Origin of the sequence: Shewanella sp. SM23, assembly GCF_025654295.1 — a bacterium.
GTDB classification, from domain to species: Bacteria; Pseudomonadota; Gammaproteobacteria; order Enterobacterales; family Shewanellaceae; genus Shewanella; species Shewanella oncorhynchi.
In genome coordinates this window covers 1-19,078 of record NZ_JAKKRM010000016.1, presented here as the reverse complement: position 1 = coordinate 19,078, position 19,078 = coordinate 1, and the positions used below count along the sequence as shown (strand labels likewise).

At 47.0% G+C, this 19,078-nt stretch carries 14 protein-coding genes; all 14 read left to right on the top strand.

The features are described from left to right. Positions 1 to 292: 292 nt before the first annotated feature. Positions 293 to 1,342: a rod shape-determining protein gene (locus tag L5L98_RS17175; RefSeq protein ID WP_105251284.1), complete on the top strand. Its 1,050-nt coding sequence runs from the start codon at positions 293 to 295 to the stop codon at positions 1,340 to 1,342. Positions 1,343 to 1,386: 44 nt separating this feature from the next. Continuing rightward, positions 1,387 to 2,391 (top strand): rod shape-determining protein MreC, encoded by a 1,005-nt coding sequence (gene mreC, locus L5L98_RS17170; RefSeq protein ID WP_173247163.1) that lies wholly within the window; start codon positions 1,387 to 1,389, stop codon positions 2,389 to 2,391. After that, positions 2,391 to 2,879, top strand: a complete 489-nt coding sequence (gene mreD / locus L5L98_RS17165) for a rod shape-determining protein MreD (protein ID WP_173247160.1) — start codon at positions 2,391 to 2,393, stop codon at positions 2,877 to 2,879. The genes mreC and mreD overlap by 1 nt, the downstream gene beginning before the upstream one ends. 2 nt (positions 2,880 to 2,881) lie before the next feature. Then, positions 2,882 to 3,487 carry a Maf family protein gene (locus L5L98_RS17160; protein ID WP_173247158.1) on the top strand — a complete coding sequence of 202 codons (606 nt, stop codon included), beginning with the start codon at positions 2,882 to 2,884 and terminating at the stop codon, positions 3,485 to 3,487. 218 nt (positions 3,488 to 3,705) lie between these two features. Then, on the top strand, positions 3,706 to 5,172 hold the full coding sequence (gene rng, locus L5L98_RS17155; protein ID WP_168825804.1) for a ribonuclease G: 1,467 nt from the start codon (positions 3,706 to 3,708) through the stop codon (positions 5,170 to 5,172). After that, positions 5,172 to 9,518, top strand: a complete 4,347-nt coding sequence (locus L5L98_RS17150) for a YhdP family protein (RefSeq protein ID WP_263142529.1) — start codon at positions 5,172 to 5,174, stop codon at positions 9,516 to 9,518. The genes rng and L5L98_RS17150 overlap by 1 nt, the downstream gene beginning before the upstream one ends. Beyond that, entirely contained in the window at positions 9,442 to 10,272 is an 831-nt protein-coding gene (locus L5L98_RS17145; RefSeq protein WP_173496454.1) for a carbon-nitrogen hydrolase family protein, read from the top strand. The genes L5L98_RS17150 and L5L98_RS17145 overlap by 77 nt, the downstream gene beginning before the upstream one ends. A gap of 133 nt (positions 10,273 to 10,405) precedes the next feature. Further along, complete coding sequence (gene tldD, locus L5L98_RS17140) at positions 10,406 to 11,854, top strand: metalloprotease TldD (RefSeq protein WP_105251291.1); 1,449 nt, start codon at positions 10,406 to 10,408, stop codon at positions 11,852 to 11,854. 94 nt (positions 11,855 to 11,948) lie between these two features. Continuing rightward, positions 11,949 to 13,331: a TolC family protein gene (locus tag L5L98_RS17135; RefSeq protein WP_263142526.1), complete on the top strand. Its 1,383-nt coding sequence runs from the start codon at positions 11,949 to 11,951 to the stop codon at positions 13,329 to 13,331. Then, positions 13,321 to 14,295 carry an HlyD family secretion protein gene (locus tag L5L98_RS17130; RefSeq protein WP_107402716.1) on the top strand — a complete coding sequence of 325 codons (975 nt, stop codon included), beginning with the start codon at positions 13,321 to 13,323 and terminating at the stop codon, positions 14,293 to 14,295. The genes L5L98_RS17135 and L5L98_RS17130 overlap by 11 nt, the downstream gene beginning before the upstream one ends. An 80-nt stretch (positions 14,296 to 14,375) precedes the next feature. Next, positions 14,376 to 15,593: an ABC transporter permease gene (locus L5L98_RS17125; protein ID WP_263142616.1), complete on the top strand. Its 1,218-nt coding sequence runs from the start codon at positions 14,376 to 14,378 to the stop codon at positions 15,591 to 15,593. 1 nt (position 15,594) lies between these two features. Next, positions 15,595 to 16,785: an ABC transporter permease gene (locus tag L5L98_RS17120; protein WP_263142525.1), complete on the top strand. Its 1,191-nt coding sequence runs from the start codon at positions 15,595 to 15,597 to the stop codon at positions 16,783 to 16,785. Between the two features lie 587 nt (positions 16,786 to 17,372). Then, positions 17,373 to 18,698 carry an APC family permease gene (locus L5L98_RS17115; protein WP_263142524.1) on the top strand — a complete coding sequence of 442 codons (1,326 nt, stop codon included), beginning with the start codon at positions 17,373 to 17,375 and terminating at the stop codon, positions 18,696 to 18,698. A 200-nt stretch (positions 18,699 to 18,898) separates the two neighbouring features. Further along, positions 18,899 to 19,078 (top strand): transposase domain-containing protein (locus L5L98_RS17110; RefSeq protein WP_263142523.1); only part of this gene is annotated, 180 nt, incomplete at its 3' end.

The following is a 19,078-nucleotide window of genomic DNA, read 5'->3' as shown; positions in this document are numbered from 1 at the left end:
GGGCTGCCATTTTACTTATTAGAAGTCGACGAAAACGCTTGTAACAGATTCTAAATGCAATGCCTTAGTTTGATATTTGTTGCTGAATTGTGTGTTTACTCGTTTTTTGTTGCTGATATTTTCGTCAATAAACAGTATTTTCCGCTTAAATACTGTTTTTTACGTGGCGATTTGAAAAAAAATCACTTCATTAGCGATTGTTAACCTCCTCGGTCTTGTGGAATCAGGGTGGCATTGATAAAGTTAGCTGATTTTTCTTTTCTTCTGACTCCACAGAATACAGGCTAGTTACATGTTTAAGAAGCTACGCGGCATTTTTTCTAATGATCTATCGATCGATTTGGGTACAGCTAACACATTAATTTATGTTCGTGGCGAAGGCATAGTCCTCAATGAGCCTTCTGTTGTTGCTATACGTGGTGAGCGTAGTGGCTCCGGTCAGAAATCTGTTGCCGCGGTCGGCACAGAAGCTAAACAAATGCTAGGCAGAACGCCTGGCAATATCCAAGCTATCCGCCCAATGAAGGACGGTGTTATTGCAGATTTTTATGTGACGGAGAAAATGTTGCAGCACTTTATTAAACAAGTGCACAACAATAGCTTTTTTCGTCCAAGTCCACGCGTGCTTGTGTGTGTGCCCGTTGGTGCCACTCAAGTAGAACGCCGTGCTATTCGTGAATCAGCCATGGGCGCTGGTGCTCGCGAAGTGTATTTAATTGAAGAACCAATGGCAGCTGCGATTGGTGCGGGTTTACCCGTATCTGAAGCGACCGGCTCTATGGTGGTGGATATCGGTGGTGGTACCACTGAAGTCGCGATTATTTCACTTAATGGTGTAGTGTATTCGTCTTCGGTACGTATCGGCGGTGATAAGTTTGATGATGCGATTATCAACTATGTCCGCCGTAATTACGGGAGCTTGATTGGTGAAGCCACGGCTGAGCGTATCAAGCACACTATCGGCACTGCTTATCCTGGCGATGAAGTGCTAGAGATCGAAGTCCGCGGCCGTAATTTGGCAGAAGGTGTACCTCGTAGCTTTACACTGAACAGCAATGAAATTTTAGAAGCCTTACAAGAGCCATTATCTGGCATCGTAAGTGCTGTGATGGTGGCGTTAGAACAATCTCCACCAGAATTAGCTTCAGATATTTCTGAGCGCGGTATGGTGTTAACTGGCGGCGGCGCTTTATTGCGTGATTTAGACCGTTTATTAATGCAAGAAACCGGAATTCCTGTAATGGTGGCGGACGATCCATTGACCTGCGTAGCACGTGGCGGTGGTAAAGCCCTCGAAATGATTGATATGCACGGCGGCGATCTGTTCTCCGAAGAAACCTAATTTAACTTCGGTATGGGGCGGTTAATCACCGCCTTAGCTTTCCTATGAAGCCAATTTTTGTTCGTGGTATTTCAAACCAATTCCGTCTGACACTGGCAATTATTTTGTCGGTGGCTTTGCTCGTGGCTAATCATCGCCTCGATCCTGTACGGCAATCGTTATCCTCTTTTTTTAGTCCATTGCAGTACTTAGCGAGCGTGCCCGGTGTTGCGCTTGACTGGTCGTCTGAAAGTTTTGCCACCCGCAATATGTTAGCGTTGCAGAATAAAGAGCTGCTCAGGCAGCAATTGCTGATGAGTGAACGCTTACAGCGTTTCGAACACTTACGCCAAGAAAATGAACGTTTACGCGCACTGTTGGGCTCACCAGCCTACCTTGATTCGCGCAAAATGGTGGCTGAAGTATTGGAGGTTGCTAGCGATCCTTTCCATCACTATGCGGTGTTAAACCATGGTTCACGCAGTGGTGTATTTGTTGGGCAGCCTGTGGTCGACGCCCAAGGGGTTGTTGGCCAAGTGGTACAAGTCAGTGAAATGACCAGTAGGGTGCTATTGCTCTCCGATGTATCACACGGATTACCTGTGCGTATCACCCGTAATGATGTGCGCCTTGTTGCCAATGGTACGGGTGAGTTAGATGAAATAGAGCTGCGCCATGTGGCCAAGAGTACCGACATTCGTGTCGGCGATTTGCTGGTCACCTCAGGTTTAGGGAATCGTTTCCCGGAAGGTTATCCGGTCGCGCGGGTAATGGAAGTGTTGACTGAAGATGGTCAAAGTTACGCTCGAGTTACCGCCCAGCCTTTAGCGGCTTTAGATCGTATTCGTTATTTATTGTTGATTTGGCCATCCCCCGATTCTGGTGTGACTTTACCGAGTCAGCCTACCGTGCCTGCTGCGGATCATTCATCGAGCGATAATGTACCAAAAGCAGATAGCGCTGTTCCTGCTGGCGGAAGTGTCACGCCAGCAGAGGCTTCTAAACCTGTGACCGCGCCTGCGACCAAACCGTCAACGGAAACCACTCCTCCTGTGGCTGAGGTGCATTAATGAGTTTTCAGGCCGCCAATGGGCGCTTTATTGTTTGGGTGACATTATTTATTGGCGTGATCAGCCAGATCATGCCTTTGCCAAGTGCTATTGATGCTTGGCGTCCAGACTGGCTATTAATGATTGTTCTCTATTGGTCTATCGCATTACCCCACAGATACAACATCTTAACCGCATGGGTTTTAGGCCTAGTATTAGATATTTTATTGGGAGCCACCTTAGGTGTGCGCTCTTTAGCCATGTCTTTGGTTATTTATATCGCTATCTTGCATTGCCAGCGTTTGCGAAACTTCCCTCAATGGCAGCAGTCGTTAGTGATCATGCTACTGATTTGTATTTATCACTTAGTGATTTACTGGGTTGAATTTGTGATGCAAGAGGCTGTTTTCAAAACGGATCTATTTTTACCTGCGATTTCAGGATTAGTGATCTGGCCTTGGATATTTTGGATTTTACGTCGGGTTCGACGTCATTATAAGGTTCGTTAACTGTGGATTTAGTTTTAGCTTCAACTTCGCCACGTCGCAAAGAATTATTGGCACAGATTGGATTCGGTCGTCCTGAGTTTAGTTTCACGCAAGTGGCACCGGATATTGATGAAACTGTGCAACAGGGCGAAGCGCCAAGGGATTATGTACGACGTTTAGCTGCTGAAAAAGCCCAAGCTGGACTGGCATTATGCGCAGATATGTCACAGCCTGCTGTATTAGGTTCTGATACTATCGTAGTGCTTGAAAATCAAATATTAGGTAAACCGCTGGATGTGGCCGATGCTAAGCAAACGCTCAGTAAACTGTCTGGCCGAACGCATACTGTGATGACGGCTGTGGCACTGACCTACAAAGCAGGCGAGTCTGACTCAACCTTAAAAACTTCAGTGCGCTTAGTCGAAACACAAGTGCGTTTTTGCGCTTTATCGGCAGCTGACATTGAGGCTTATGTGGCTTCAAAAGAGCCCATGGATAAGGCGGGCAGTTATGGCATTCAAGGGCTCGGCGGGTGTTTTGTGGCTGCAATTGAAGGCAGTTATTCTGGCGTTGTAGGTTTACCTCTGGTTGAAACGCGTGAGTTGTTAGCCGAAGTTGGCTTTATTTAACTGCTGCTGGTTGCTTATATTGCGATTTTGGCTTGAGGTTAGAATGAACCTTATTGGCGTTTAGGGCTCTGAATCGAGTACTCCAATGACGTTGACCTTGTTCCTTTATTCGGTTTTCATGCTTAGAGAGTTTGTAACTTCGATTAATTAATCTAGTTTCCCGAATGGGGTGAGTCGTGAATACCAGTCGCTTAAATCCAAATAAAATACAGCGCAAGATGGGTTCAGAATTACTGATCAACGTAACTCCATCTGAGGCGCGCGTTGCTTTAGTTGAGCATGGTGTGCTGCAAGAAGTCCATATTGAACGCCGGATGAAACGGGGTTTAGTGGGGAATATTTACAAAGGTAAAATCAGCCGTGTGTTACCCGGTATGCAAGCCGCCTTTGTCGATATTGGCTTAGATAAAGCGGCTTTTTTACATGCGTCCGACATAGTACCGCACACTGAGTGTGTCGCCGATGTTGAGAAAGGCCATTTCGTTGTTCGTGATATCGCCGAGTTAGTCCGTCAAGGGCAAGACATTATGGTGCAAGTGGTTAAAGATCCGCTGGGCACCAAGGGCGCACGCCTAACGACCGATATCACGCTGCCTTCCCGTTATTTAGTCTTTATGCCAGGTTCTAGCCATGTTGGTGTTTCCCAGCGTATTGAACTAGAAGAAGAACGCAGTCGCCTCAAACAAATTACTTTGCCCTATGTTGATGATGACGGTGGTTTTATTATCCGCACCGCCGCCGAAGGCGTAGGGGAAGATGAGTTATCCCAAGATGCGGCATTTTTACGCCGAGTTTGGTCAAAGGTGAGTGAGCGACGTAAACGCAGTGGTGTGTCGCTCCTGTATCAAGATTTAGCCTTACCTGTGCGCATTGTGCGTGATTTTGTCGGTACTGAGCTGGACCGTATTCAAGTGGATTCTCGCCGCACTTTTGCCGAGTTGCAGTCTTTTGCGCAGGAGTTTATGCCAGAGATTGCCGATAAGATTGAGCATTATTCAGGACCTGCGCCTATTTTTGATCTCTACGATGTGGAGAACGAAATTCAACGTGCACTCGGCCGTAAAGTCGAGCTCAAGTCTGGTGGCTATTTGATCATAGATCAAACCGAAGCCATGACGACTGTGGATATCAATACCGGCGCCTTTGTGGGGCACAGGAATCTTGAAGAAACCATTTTTAATACCAACCTCGAAGCGACCCAAGCGATAGCGAGGCAGTTACGTCTGCGTAATCTCGGCGGCATCATTATTATCGATTTTATCGACATGATGACGGCGGATCATAAGGCTCGTGTTCTTAGTAGCTTAACCAGCGCTTTGTCTAAGGATAGGGTGAAAACCAATGTGAGTGGTTTTTCGGGGTTAGGTCTAGTCGAAATGACCCGTAAGCGTACCCGAGAAAGTTTAGAGCATGTCGTCTGCGGCGAATGTCCGGCCTGCCATGGCACGGGGAGCATGAAGACAGTCGAGACGGTTTCCTATGAGGTCTTTCGCGAAATAATCCGTTTAAACCGTGCCTACGATGCTGATGAGTTCCTGTTGTATTGTTCGCCTGCCGTGTATCAAAGTCTGCATACCGATGATAATCATCTTATTGCTGAACTTGAGGTTTACATAGGTAAGCGCATCCGTTTGCAAAATGAGCCTATGTACTCACAGCACAAATACGATGTGGTGATGATGTAGTGGCTACGCTTTTTACTGCAAAAAAATTTAGCCGTTTTTGTTGGCAATTTCTGGCGCTTATTTTGGTCTTGTTTGCGCTTGCCGTCAGTTTGATCCGTGGTTTATTACCGCAGGTTGATGAAGTTCGCCAGCAACTGGTGAATTACGTAAAAAGCGAATATAAAGTCGATGTGCAAGTGGGGGAGTTATCCGCCCATTGGCAGGCATTTGGTCCTGCACTTAACATCGATGACTTAGTGATCCCGCCACAGGAACAACTGCCTGTGACCTTGATGATCAAGAACGTACAAGTGAAGTTAGATTTTTGGCAATCGCTGCTCACGCTCACCCCGCGAATCGAAGATGTCAATTTTGAGGGTGTCCATGTCGCTTTAGACATGGATAAGCTTACCGAGAACGATCCCGCTACAATTAATAAAGCCCCGCAACTCGATTGGCTTTATGCCCTGTTACTCAAACAACTCGATAGATTCTCCTTAACCAATGCCACAGTGCAATTGCTGAGCATGCACCAAGAGTTTCGCCCGATCCATATCCGTCATTTGAACTGGCGCAATCAGGGGGAACGTCACCGCGGTGCGGGAGAGTTGTATCTTGATAGTCATGCCTCTGAGCATGAATCTCTCGGATTACAGTTAGATATCAAGGGCGATGGTGCAAATCCCGACAGTTTGACTGGGCAGATTTATTTGGCGGCTAACTCTTTAGACTTAGGTGAATGGGCTTCACGTCAACCTAATCCCTATGATTCCACTCAAAAGTTACCCTTAGAAGGGGTTGTCAATCTTAAGGCTTGGCTTACGTTTGCCGACCGCAGCATCAGTTCTGCTATGGTTCATTTTGAGCCAAGCTGGCTGCAATGGACATTAAAGCAAGAGCCGCAGAGATTTGAAATTCAAGCGGGCGACATTGTTTGGCAGCCAAAGGCGACGGGTTGGGAAGTGCAAAGTTCAGGACTGGATTTTGTCACCAATGGTGAGCATTGGCCGGCATTAACGCTGGCCGCGAAGCGTCAAAACGATGAATTATTTGCCTATGTGAATCAAGTTAATACTCAGAGTCTATTGCCGCTGCTGCCGCTATTTCCTGGAGTCGATAGAGCCGTATTACGTCAATGGCATGCGTTAGCTCCTGAGGCTAATATTGGACCAATCCGCCTGTATCAAAAAGCCGACCAGCCTTTGCTCGCCAGTACCGAAGTGAAGCAGTTGCATTGGCAGAAGGTCGAGGGTATTCCCAATACTCATCCTGTAGATGTGAACCTTCGCTGGCAAGATAAGACGCTGTATTTCTCTCTACCTGAACAAGTGTACACCCTCGATTTTGGTGATGAATTTTCGGCGCCATTAGTGTTCAATGGGGCGCCAATTGATGGTCAGTTCAATACTGAACATCTGAGTTTAAATGTGCCTCAGTTGCAGCTTGAAAACGAAGATATCGGTGTTGATGCGGCATTGAATTTGGACTTTAGCGGTGCTGCGCACATGGCGCTGGCGGCCAATGTTCGTATCAACAATGTGGCTAATGCCGACAAGTATTTCCCCAATAAGGCGATGGGTGAATCACTGGCAGAGTATTTGGATACTGGGCTTAAAGCGGGTCAGACCCAAGATGCGCAAGTTGTTTGGCGTGGTCCGTTAAGTGGGTTTCCCTTCGATGATAATAGCGGCGTGTTTCAGGCAGCATTTACCTTAACAGATGCTAAATTTCAGTTTCAACCCGACTGGCCTGCGGTCACAGATCTGTCCCTTAACGCTTTGTTTGAAAATACCCGTATGGATCTTTGGTTAAACCAAGGCAAGCTGATGAATGTGGATGCCACAGGTGCCCATGTATTTATTCCCGCTATTGGTGAACAGACGCTGCTAAGGATTGAAGCCGAACTGGCTACTCAAGGCAGTGCGGCGACTAAGGTGTTACAAGCCTCACCTTTGGCGAACTCAGTAGGCAAAACCTTAGATGTTGTGCAAGTACAAGGTGCTGTCACTGGCACTTTAGACATCAGCATTCCACTGTATGAAGGTGAAGCTGAAGATATTCGTGGTCAAATCCGTTTTGATAATACGCCTGTATATATTGCTCAGCCAGGGCTTCAACTTCATGGCGTGACTGGTGTAGTCGACTTTGCGAATGAGGTTGTGACAGGAAAAGGCATTAAAGCGCGCTTGTTCGAACAACCGCTCAGTTTAACTTTCGACACTCAGCCTAAAGGTAAAGATTTTGGCCTTAATCTTTCGCTGAAAAGTCGTTGGGAGCTCAGCCGTCTCCCCGATGAATTGCACAATCCCTTGAGTGATTTTTATCAGGGAAAAATCAGTTGGGACGGTGCTATGACTATGCTATTTACTGAGCAAGGTTATCAAATCCAAGCCAAAGTAACTTCGGATATGCTGGGGACGCAACTGTTACTCCCAGGATACTTTGCTAAACCCGAAAATGAACCACGACCTTTAGTCGCTGAGTTTGTTGGCGATCAAGATGATGCGACGCTCGATGTCAAACTTGCCAGTCATGCCGAGTTTATCGGTGGTTTCGATGCCGATAAAGGCGCAAATTTTAGTTATTTTGACTTGTTATTGGGGCGTTTATTTGGTGAGGATGAAGCCAGAAATACGAAACAAGGTCATATTCAAATCGATCTCGGTAAGGCCAAATTAGCCGAATGGTTACCTGTGATTAATGCCTTTGTTGGTCAAGAGAAAATACCGAAAACGGGCATTTTAGTTGATGATATTCCACATAAAAGTTTATTTCCCGCGGTGGCGAGTATCGATTCTCATATCGGTCGGCTCGATCTTTTAGGGCAAGAACTGACGGAGCTTAGGCTTAATGCTAAGCCTAACGAGACGGGATGGCGTTTTAATACCGTTGCCAACGAATTTGACGGTTGGATCGATTTCTATCCAAATTGGAAAACTCAAGGTCTCAAAGTTGTGGCGAATAAATTCTATTTTTCACCTGAGTTAAAGCCGAACACGGATGCCGATTTTGCCAGTGATCAAGTGCTCACTAACTTGCCGCCAGTTGCAGTGAATGTGGAAGATTTTCGTTTCTTCGATAAATCCTTTGGAAAGCTCGTTTTGCAGGCGAGCCCACAAGCGGCAGGATATAAAATTCAAACATTGTCTTTGACTACGCCCAATGTCAATTTGCAGGGCAGTGGCATTTGGCAGCAACAGGCTGGACAGAATAAAACTGATCTCAGTGTTGAGTTAAATGCCACTCAGTTTAGTTATCTGTCTGCTCAATTGGGTATAGAGCCTGGCGTTAATGAAGCCCCCTTGAAGGTTAATGCGGACTTATCTTGGCAAGGTGCTCCCTATGCCTTCTCCCTCGAAACCTTAAATGGCAAGGTGAAATTCAACTTAGGCAAAGGCCACTTATCTCAGGTGAGTGACAAGGGCGCGCGGATTTTCTCCCTGTTCAGTTTAGATTCTCTGGTGCGTAAACTGTCGCTGGATTTCACCGATGTCTTCGGTCAGGGCATGTATTTCAACTCTTTCAATGGCAATCTGCAGATTGATAATGGCGTGGTGAAAACCACAGACACTGAAATGGATGCCATCGCGGGTAATATGAAGGTGCGTGGCTATACGGATCTCACCACTGAAAGTTTGAATTACGATATCCGCTTTGTGCCGCAATTGGCCTCAAGTGTGCCGACTGTCGTATTGCTAAGTACCAGCGCTTGGACACTGGGTCTGGGGGCCTTTGCCCTGACAAAAGTGCTTGAGCCTGTGATTGAAGTGATTTCAGAAATTCGTTTTCGGGTGACAGGGACTATGGCAGAGCCTGTGGTCGAAGAGTTAGAGCGTAAGAGTAAAGAGATTGAAATTCCAGAATCTATTTTACCTGTGGTTGGAGTTGAGCGCCCAGCGGTGTCGACCGAAGCCGCGAGTCATAACGCCGATATCACTCAGCCGGTAGAGACTAAATCGACCGAGGCTCAATTAACAGAAGCTAAGCCAACTGAAACTAAATTAACTGAAGCTCAGTCAACTGAAGTCAAACCAAGCAACACTAAATCTGAGCCACAGTTTCAAGCAACACAACCAGAAGCGCTCGAGCCACAAGACGTTAAGCCTGAAGAGGCCAGATCTGAAGAATCAAAGTCAGAAGAGCTAAAGCCAGCAACAGATCAAATTAAAGCGCTCGATTTAAAGCGGGAGCAACCTCAAGCGACGCCTTCGCCTGAAGTGCCGAACACGCCTGCCACACCAGAGAATCAGCCAGCAGTAGAATCGATTAAGCAAATTCAGGGAGATCAGAATGCACATCAGCCTGTTGCAATGTCAGAGCAGTCGCGACGTCAGCGCCAATCTACAGTTTATCGAATCGCAGCTTAACGAACTCAAACGGGATGTCGATGCGCCCCATTTAGTCGTGTTACCCGAATGCAGTTTACTGTTTGGTGGCCATGAAAGTCAGCAACTTGCCTATGCGGGCGATGTTCATCAGAGTCCGCTCAAATCGGCGTTAAGTGCACTGGCCGCCAAGTATCGGGTGTTTATGGTCGCGGGGACTATTCCGGCGTTGGCTGAGGATGATCGTGTCTATAGTCGCAGTTATCTGTTTGATGATAAAGGTGATACTTTAGGGCATTACGATAAACTGCACCTTTTTGATGTGGATGTTGCCGATGGTACAAAACAATATCGCGAGAGCGAAACCTTCTGCCCCGGTGATCACATTAGTGTTATCGATACACCTTTTGGCAAAATTGGCTTAACCATCTGTTATGATTTACGCTTTCCTGACTTGTTTAGGGCGATGCGCCTTGCGGGTGCCGAGATTATTGCTGTTCCTTCTGCCTTCACCAAGGTGACGGGGAAAGCCCATTGGCAGGTATTGTTACAGGCAAGAGCGATTGAAACCCAATGCGTTATTCTTGCTGCAGCTCAGTGGGGACAGCATAACGAAGGCAGCCGTGAAACTTGGGGGCAGAGCATGATAGTCGGTCCTTGGGGGAATATTTTGGCTGAACTTAAAACCGGTACGGGTTGGGTACAGGCTGAGGTCGACTTAACCGAACTGCACAGTATTCGCAGTAAAATGCCCGTCATGCAGCATAATCGTTTCCTTGAACCAAGCTTGAAATAATGCGCCAATAGCCAGCAGATGAGTTGAAATGCTGAATTTGCGTTTGAGTCGATATGCAGCATTAACACATAGAATTAGTACACCGAATTTACACTCAGAATATCAAGATCCCTTTGGGTCAAAGAGAGCATAGATGCCATTTTTAGCACAAGTAGAGCAAAGTTTATTGAAGAATGGGTTAGCGTTAGAGGGCCTGCAAACCTATCTAAACACCATACATCAGCACAAAATCGATTATTCCGATCTCTATTTTCAAGGTAGTCGCCACGAATCTTGGGTGCTGGAAGACGGCATCATCAAAGACGGTAGTTTCCATATTGAACGCGGTGTAGGCGTGCGGGCCATCAGCGGTGAGAAAACGGGTTTTGCCTATGCCGACGACATCACTCCTGCCGCCTTAAGCGCTGCAGTACAGGCTGCCCGTGGCATTGCTAGTGCGGGTGAGCAGACTCAGGTACAAGCCTTTAAACGTCAAAAAGCATTGGCGTTATACGACAGCTTAGATCCGATTGCGGCGATGGAAGAAGTCAAAAAAATCAACCTGCTGAAAGAAGCCGATGCTTTTATTCGCAGTCTAGATAGCCGGATTATTCAAGTGGTGGTTAGCCTTGCTGGTGTGCACGAAGAAATCCTCGTTGCTGCGAGTGATGGCACTCTTGCGGCCGATATCCGTCCTCTGGTTCGTTTTAATTGCAGCGTGATTTTGGAAGAAAACGGTAAACGTGAACGTGGTGGCGCCGGTGGTGGTGGTCGTCATGACTACGGCGTGTTAATGGCAAGCGATGACACAGGTTTACCTATGTGTTTCGCCTTTGCCCGCGAAGCCGTGCGTCAAGCGCAAGTTAACCTTAACGCCATCGATGCACCAGCGGGTGAAATGCCTGTGGTGTTAGGTAATGGCTGGCCCGGTGTATTGCTCCACGAAGCGGTTGGACATGGTTTGGAAGGTGACTTTAACCGTAAGGGCAGCAGTGCCTTTAGCGGCAAGGTTGGTCAGCAAGTTGCGTCTAAGTTAGTGACTGTGGTCGACGATGGCACCTTGCCCAATCGTCGTGGTTCACTGAGTATCGACGATGAAGGTGTACAAACCCAAAGAACGGTATTGATTGAAGACGGTATTTTAAAGGGTTATATCCAAGACAAACTCAATGCTCGCTTAATGGGTGTTGCGCCAACGGGTAATGGTCGCCGCGAATCCTACGCGCATTTGCCTATGCCACGTATGACCAATACTTATATGACGGCCGGAGAGTCTGATCCCAGTGAGATTATCAAATCGGTGAAGAAAGGCATTTATGCCCCTAATTTTGGTGGTGGCCAAGTCGATATTACTTCGGGTAAGTTTGTGTTCTCAGCATCTGAAGCTTATTTGATTGAAAATGGTGAAGTTACTCAAGCCATTAAGGGGGCCACTTTAATCGGTAATGGCCCTGAGGCTATGAGCCAGATTTCTATGGTCGGTAACGATATGGCTTTAGATCAAGGTGTGGGCGTTTGCGGTAAAGACGGTCAAAGTGTGCCTGTGGGTGTGGGTCAACCGACCCTAAAACTCGATAAGCTCACAGTGGGCGGAACAGCATAAAACCTAGAACCTTACGTCTATGGGTTCTAGTCGCTACCCATCATGAATGTTATCATTCGCAAAGGAAATTAGAGTAACTACTCTAGAGGTGTTAATGAAACTATCACGTGTGGTATGGCTGTGCCTATTATCATTGCCTTCGGCTGGCTATGCTCAGCCGATTAGCTTTACTGATGCTTGGCAGCAAGTGCTGAAGATGAGCGACAAGTTGCAAGCGCAATCGCAGGAAGTTAACCGCGCTAAGGGTGAACAAGAGGCGGGCGAGAGCTTAAATTTGCCCTCATTAGACATTCGCGGTAACTATATTCATTTGGATAAACCGATAGAGTTTGATCTGAAAGAATTAAATTCTGTGATTTCTATCCCGCCATCGCTTGGCGGCATTATTGCGGGTATTCCGCCGCTGCCCTTAAGTGAACAAGATATTTTTAGCGCCAGCTTACAGGCAATGTGGCCGATTTATACGGGCGGACAAATCACTGCGGCTCAAGGTATACACGCGGCTATGGTGGCCGAGAAGCAACAAGAATTACAATTGGCTACTCGTGATTTATTTACCCTGCTGGTGGATAGATATTACGCTGTCGATGTGACGTTGGCATTGGTGAATACTCAGACCGATCTGGTTGGCTCGTTAGCTAAGCATGTTGATCATGCTTTAGCACTAGAGCGCGAAGGGCAAATTGCGAAGGTTGAGCGCCTCAATGCGCAGGTCGCCCTAGACAATGCTAAAGTCAATTTAGGCAGTGCTCGTCGGCAACACGAAATGGCAGTGATCGCGCTGGCTCGTATGCTACAGCAAAGTCAGGTGAGCACAAATTCTCCCTTATTTGTATTGCCTCAGGCTCCTTCATTCGCTCAACTCAGCCAAATTACCCTGAGCCAACATCCGGCGCTCAAATTGCTCGAAGCGAAAGAAACGCAAGCAAACGGTTTAATAGCGTTGGAAAAAGGTAAATACCATCCAACGGTTTTCCTCTTCGGTAACTACACCTTGTATGAAGAAGACACACTCTTGACGAGCATCACACCTGACTGGATGGTTGGGGTTGGGGTCAATGTGCCACTGATCAGTCGCGATGGTCGTAGCGGTAAGGTCGAAGCGGCGAAAAGTGCACTCTTACAAGCTCGTTATACCAAGGCACAAACTAAACAAGACTTGAGCCTGCTGGTGGATCAAAGCTATCGCCAATTATTACAGGCCGAGGAAGAAGTGACGGCGCTCGATACTTCGCTCGAACTTGCTATTGAAAACCTGCGCCTACGTGACATCGCCTTTAATCAAGGGCTTTCAACCTCTATCGACAGAGTCGATGCGGAACTGAAACTGAGCGCAGTGAAAACTCAGCAATTGGCTGCCCGTTATCGTTACGTGCAAGCCTATGCCAGATTAATGGCCATTAGTGGTCAACTAGATGAATTTATCGGTCGTACCACAGCCCCTACCCAAGTGCAGGAGACAAACAATGCGCGCTAACAGAATACTTGCCCTTGTGGCGTTGGTCGCATTAGGCCTTATCTTAGCCTATGGACTTAAGCTCGCTTATAGCCCGCAGCCGAGTTTGTTGCAGGGCCAGATTGAAGCCCGTGAGTACAATGTTTCGTCCAAGGTGCCAGGCAGAGTCGAGCAAGTGCTCGTGCGCCGCGGTGATAGTGTGGCCCAAGGGGATTTATTATTCGCGATTCGCAGTCCTGAGCTAGATGCAAAGTTAATGCAGGCCGAAGGTGGCCGTGATGCCGCTAAGGCGATGCAGCTTGAAGCCAACAACGGTGCTCGCAGTCAAGAAGTGATGGCAGCCAAGGAGCAATGGCTCAAGGCGCAGGCGGCGGCAACGCTCGCTAAAACCACCTATACCCGAGTCGAAAACTTATTTAACGAAGGTGTGGCGGCAAGACAAAAACGCGATGAAGCCTTTACTCAATGGCAAGCGGCAAAATACACAGAACAAGCGGCCTTAGCCATGTACCAAATGGCCGAGGAAGGTGCGCGGACGGAAACCAAAGTGGCTGCTGCAGGTAATGCCCGTAAGGCTGAAGGTGCAGTGAAAGAAGTTAGCGCCATTATGGAAGATAGCCAAATGCGCGCACCTAAATCGGGTGAGATCAGCGACGTGCTGTTACAGGCGGGTGAATTGGCACCCAGTGGTTTTCCGATTGTTAGTTTGATTGATATGCAGGATGCTTGGGCCGTGTTCCAAGTGCGAGAAGACCAACTTAAACGTTTCAAAAAAGGTCAAACAATTCAATTAACGATTCCGGCACTCGGGCAGGATGTGGATTTTACTGTGTCCCATATCAGTGTGATGGGTGAGTTTGCCACTTGGCGTTCGACCGAAAGTGGCCATGATTTTGATATGCGAACCTTTGAAGTGGAATTGCGTCCAAACCAGCCGATTACCGATCTGCGTGTCGGCATGTCTGTGCTGCTGCGTAGTGAGTAAAAGTCGTGACTGAACGTACGCCTCACGCCAACGCGGCGGACAAGATTAAGGGCGAATCACAGCCATCAAGCATAAGCTTTATGGCGTTGCTCACAGCGTTAGTTCGCCGTGAGCTGCGTGCCCTATGGCATGACCCTTGGCAGTTAGCGCTGATAAGTTATATTCCACTACTGGGGATTTTATGCTTATGGTGGTTGTTCAGTGCAGGTCTGCCAAGGCAACTGCCCGTGGCGATTGTTGACCAAGATCATAGTCAATTGAGCCGCATGTTGACCCGTCAGCTTAAGGCAAATCCGGTTACCGATCCGCAAAGTTTTACCGACTTATCCTCGGCGATAAGCGCGATGCAACAGGCGAAAGTCTACGCTATTGTGGTTTTTCCCTATGATATGAAAAAGGATTTACTTACAGGCCATAAGCCTACAATTGATGTGCGCTACAACAGTCAATTTTTGCTGGTGGGTAAGTTACTCTCAAGCCAAATTCAGTTGAGTTTAGGCGACGGATTACAGCAAGTGGCGGGTTTAAAGCAGCTCGCAAATGGTACACCGAAATCCCAAGTTGCAGTGAATTTAAGCCCTGTCAAAAGCCAAACAACAGCCCTGTTTAACCGAAATAACAACTACATAGGTTTCTTAGTACCGCCAGTGCTGATTGCGCTGTGGCAGTTGTTATCTATGTTAGTGATGGCAAACAGTTTAAATCGAGAGCTGCATTTAGCGCCTACCACTCAGGCCGATGGCATGTCGAATATCTTAACTGAACGTTTTTGGCCTAAGGTGTGGGCGAAAATGGTGCTGTTTACGCCGATATTGATGCTGCAGGGCGGCTTTATTTTAGCTTGGCTGTATTTGTATCTTGCTCTGCCGATGGCGGGGAGTTTAGCCCTATTATTGCTCGCGCAATTAGTCATGTTATTGGCAGTCTGGAGCTTAGTGTTATTAATATTTGTAGTGATGCGTGACAGTGCGCGGGTCATCAGCTTTTGTACCGCTTTATTTGCGCCAGCGTTTGCCTTTATGGGCATTACTTTTCCGACTCACGAAATGCCGCAATTAGCCCAGTGGTGGCGACTTATCATGCCATCGAGCCATTATATTGAGTCCCATGTTAGTATCGTGAGTTATGGCGCTACTTGGCCAAGTGTGGCGAGCCAAATCACCAGTTATTGGGGCTTTATCTGTCTGATACCTTTGATATATTTTCTGTCGCGTAAATTACTGCCTACCACAGTTAACACCAATGCTTCAGTGACGGTTTATGACTCGGACGCAGCTATATCTGCGAAGGGGCAATAGGATGAATTTATCCAATAGCGAACACGCAAACACATCACGTCAGCTCAGTCTGTGGCGACTGATCCTCACTGAATTTAAGGCCATTATTAGCGATAAAGCGATCGCAGTGACCTTATTTGGCGGTGTACTGTTTTATTCGGTTTTGTATCCTTTGCCCTATTTGAATCAAGTGCCGACCGAGCAACAACTGATCGTGGTGGACTTAGATCATTCTTCCCTAAGCCGTCAATTGATCCGTCATGCCGATGCCAGCGCAAAAATTCAAGTCATAGGCCAAGTCGGTTCGATTACTGAGGCGAAGCGTTTTATTGAGACGCGTAAGGCCCACGGCTTACTCGTGATCCCAGAAGGATTCCGCCGCGATTTATTGCTTGGTAAAGGTGTGACGCTAAGCTATGGCGGTGATGCTAGTTACTTTTTGATTTATTCCGCGGTTGTTGAAGGCTTAGTTAGCGCTGGAATGGATGCGGGTAAACAAGTGCAATTGATTGGCATGCTTGCTCAAGGACAAAATCCTAAGCAGGCCCAAGAGAGTTTAAACTCGCTTCATCTTAATAGTGTTCCTGCTTTTAACCAGAGCCTAGGTTATACGCCTTATGTGGTACCTGGATTGTTCTTGCTGATTTTGCACCAAACCTTACTCATAGGTACTGGCATTTTAGGGGCAGGGCAATGGCGGCATAAAGGGTATTGGCAGCAGGTGTCACCGGTGCAATTAGTCTGTGGTCGTATTCTTGCTTTCATGTTGATTTATATATTCTTTACCAGCTTTTATGTGGGCTATTGTTATCACTGGTATAACGTGAGTATTCAAGCGAGCCTTGGTTTAGTTGCGCTGTGGTTATTGCCGTTTTTACTGGCTACCGCCGCCGCAGGTGTTGCCATGAGCACCTTGTTCACCCGCCGCGATTTACCCACCCAAGTGCTACTGCTGATCTCTATGCCCATCCTATTCGTGTCCGGCTTTGTCTGGCCGATAGCCCTCATTCCCGAGCCTTTAGTGCTAGGTTCGCAGTTTATTCCCGCCGTGCCCGCGATCATGGGTATGTTAGAACTCAATCAAATGGGCGCAAGCTGGGCGAGTGTGATGCCCAAATGGCTACAACTCTGGGGCTTATTTGCGGTCTTTTTCGGCCTAGCGATGTTGGGGATTAAGCGTCGTGCTAGGTTATTGTTGGCTGTCGCGAACTAGGTTTTAGATGCAGGTTGCGATTTACACATGCTGATTTTTAAATAAAAAATCAAAGTTGTGGGGTTAAGCCCACAATCTAAATCCAAACTAAATTTGGGTTTAGGTTCTTTTCGGCCGTTAGGCTGCACAGTTAATCCAAACGGAATTGAGGTCAGCAAAACCCACTATCATCTGCAAGATATCAAAAGAAAACTTCATTTTTACTTCTTTATATCCATTTAAATCACTCTCACCGTACTTTTGGGCAGCAAAGTCCCCTTATTGGGTTGTCTTCTTGTTGGTTTTGGGGGAGAATGCGCGCCGAAAAAATAACCGAGCTACTCAGTGGCTCGGTTATTTTTCATTTATGAATATGCGTTTAACACCAATTGAGGCCGGTAAACATCCGGAAATGATATGAGGTTCGGCTGAACCTATTTTACTGAGGACAAACCAATGAGGTTGTTGTGTACCGAATTTTCGGTCGTTGCTGTAAATCAAGTAGTTGCGTTAGCTATTCAACCTAAGGTGTTGATGGTGACTCACAAGCAAAAACCAATTGCAGATGTATGGTTAAGTGTTCATCCCTATAGAATGGGGGTGTGCTGATGAGTCAACAAAATCCGGGTTTGAAGCAGACCCTCAACTTATGGCAAGTGGTGGTAATGGGGCTTGCCTATCTCACGCCAATGGCCGTTTTTGACACCTTTGGTATTGTTTCCGAGATAACCTCTGGTCATGTTGCTACATCCTATCTTTTTGCACTCGCTGGGATCTTATTTACCGCGTTCAGTTATGGTCACTTAGTGCGTAAATATCCATATGCGGGTTCAGCCTACACTTATGCTCAAAAAACCTTTAGTCCGAACGTCGGTTTTATGGTGGGCTGGTCATCGCTGCTGGATTATATGTTTATGCCGATGATCAATATGTTACTGGCAAAAATCTATTTAACCGCTATGTTCCCCAATGTTGAACCTTGGATCTTTATTTTCGCTCTTGTGACTATAATGACCTTACTTAATCTTAAGGGGATAGATCTGGTCGCTAACTTTAATGGGGTGATAGTGTTTGCACAGCTGGCCATTATTGTGGTGTTTATTGGTCTAATGGCCTATAGCATTTCCCTCGGTGAAGGCGAGGGTGTGATTGCGAGCGTACGACCATTTTATGCAGATAATATGGCGATGGCGCCATTATTCACGGGGGCGACGATTCTGTGTTTCTCCTTCCTCGGCTTTGATGGATTAAGTTCGCTGACCGAAGAAACTAAGGATGCTCAACGTGTTATTCCTCGCGCGATTGTGTTGACAGCCTTGATCGGTGGCGTGATTTTTGTTGGTGTATCCTATTTCTTGCAGCTTTATTTCCCAGATATCTCACGCTTTCAACAGCTTGATGCGGTATTGCCTGAAATTGCACTCTACGTTGGCGGTAATCTATTCCAGTCCATCGTTTTAGTGGCAACCACGGTTGCGGTATTAGCCTCGGGTATGGCAGCCCATGCAGGCGTTGCACGGATTTTATATGTGATGGGGCGGGATAATATGCTGCCACGTAAAGGGTTTGCTTATATCCACCCTAAGTGGCGCACCCCAGCATTTAATGTTCTGTTGGTGGGCGCGCTTGCGCTATCTGCCGTCTCATTTGACTTAGAAATGGCGCTAGCCTTAGTTAATTTTGGTGCTTTAGTCGCTTTTACCTTCGTGAATTTATCTGTCATTGTGCAGTTTTATGTGAGGGATCAGCGTAATCAATCACTTAGAGAACATTTGCAATACTTAGTCTTGCCATTGTGTGGCGCGGGTACTATTGGTGTACTTTGGGTGAACTTAGAACCACAATCATTAGAGTTAGGGCTCATTTGGGCGGCAGTGGGAGCATTGTATTTGGCTTTACGGAGTTTCCGTTTACGCCGCGCAGTAGAGCTATAAAATTAAGAGTTATAAAATTAGTGAGAGTCATGGCTCATAGATGCACAGCTATAACTAAAGATGTGTAGTAGATCTAAGGACTGTGGGTTGTCATCCTCTAATAAAATATTCCAATAAAAAGACCCGCATTAGCGTAATGCCGATCAGTTAAGACAGATCGCTTGACGATCTCGCTGAAAAGATCAAAATCCGATGACCTCATGTCATCGGATTTTTTTATGCAACTCTCAGAAGCACTCGCCCGTACTCATATTACCCGCCTAACCGAATTCACCTGCTTAGCAGATGTGTTAGAACCTGAGTTAATTCAATCTTGCCTAGACTCTCAGGGCGTTGCGACGTTAAGACGGCGTAAATTGCCGATGGACGCGATGATTTGG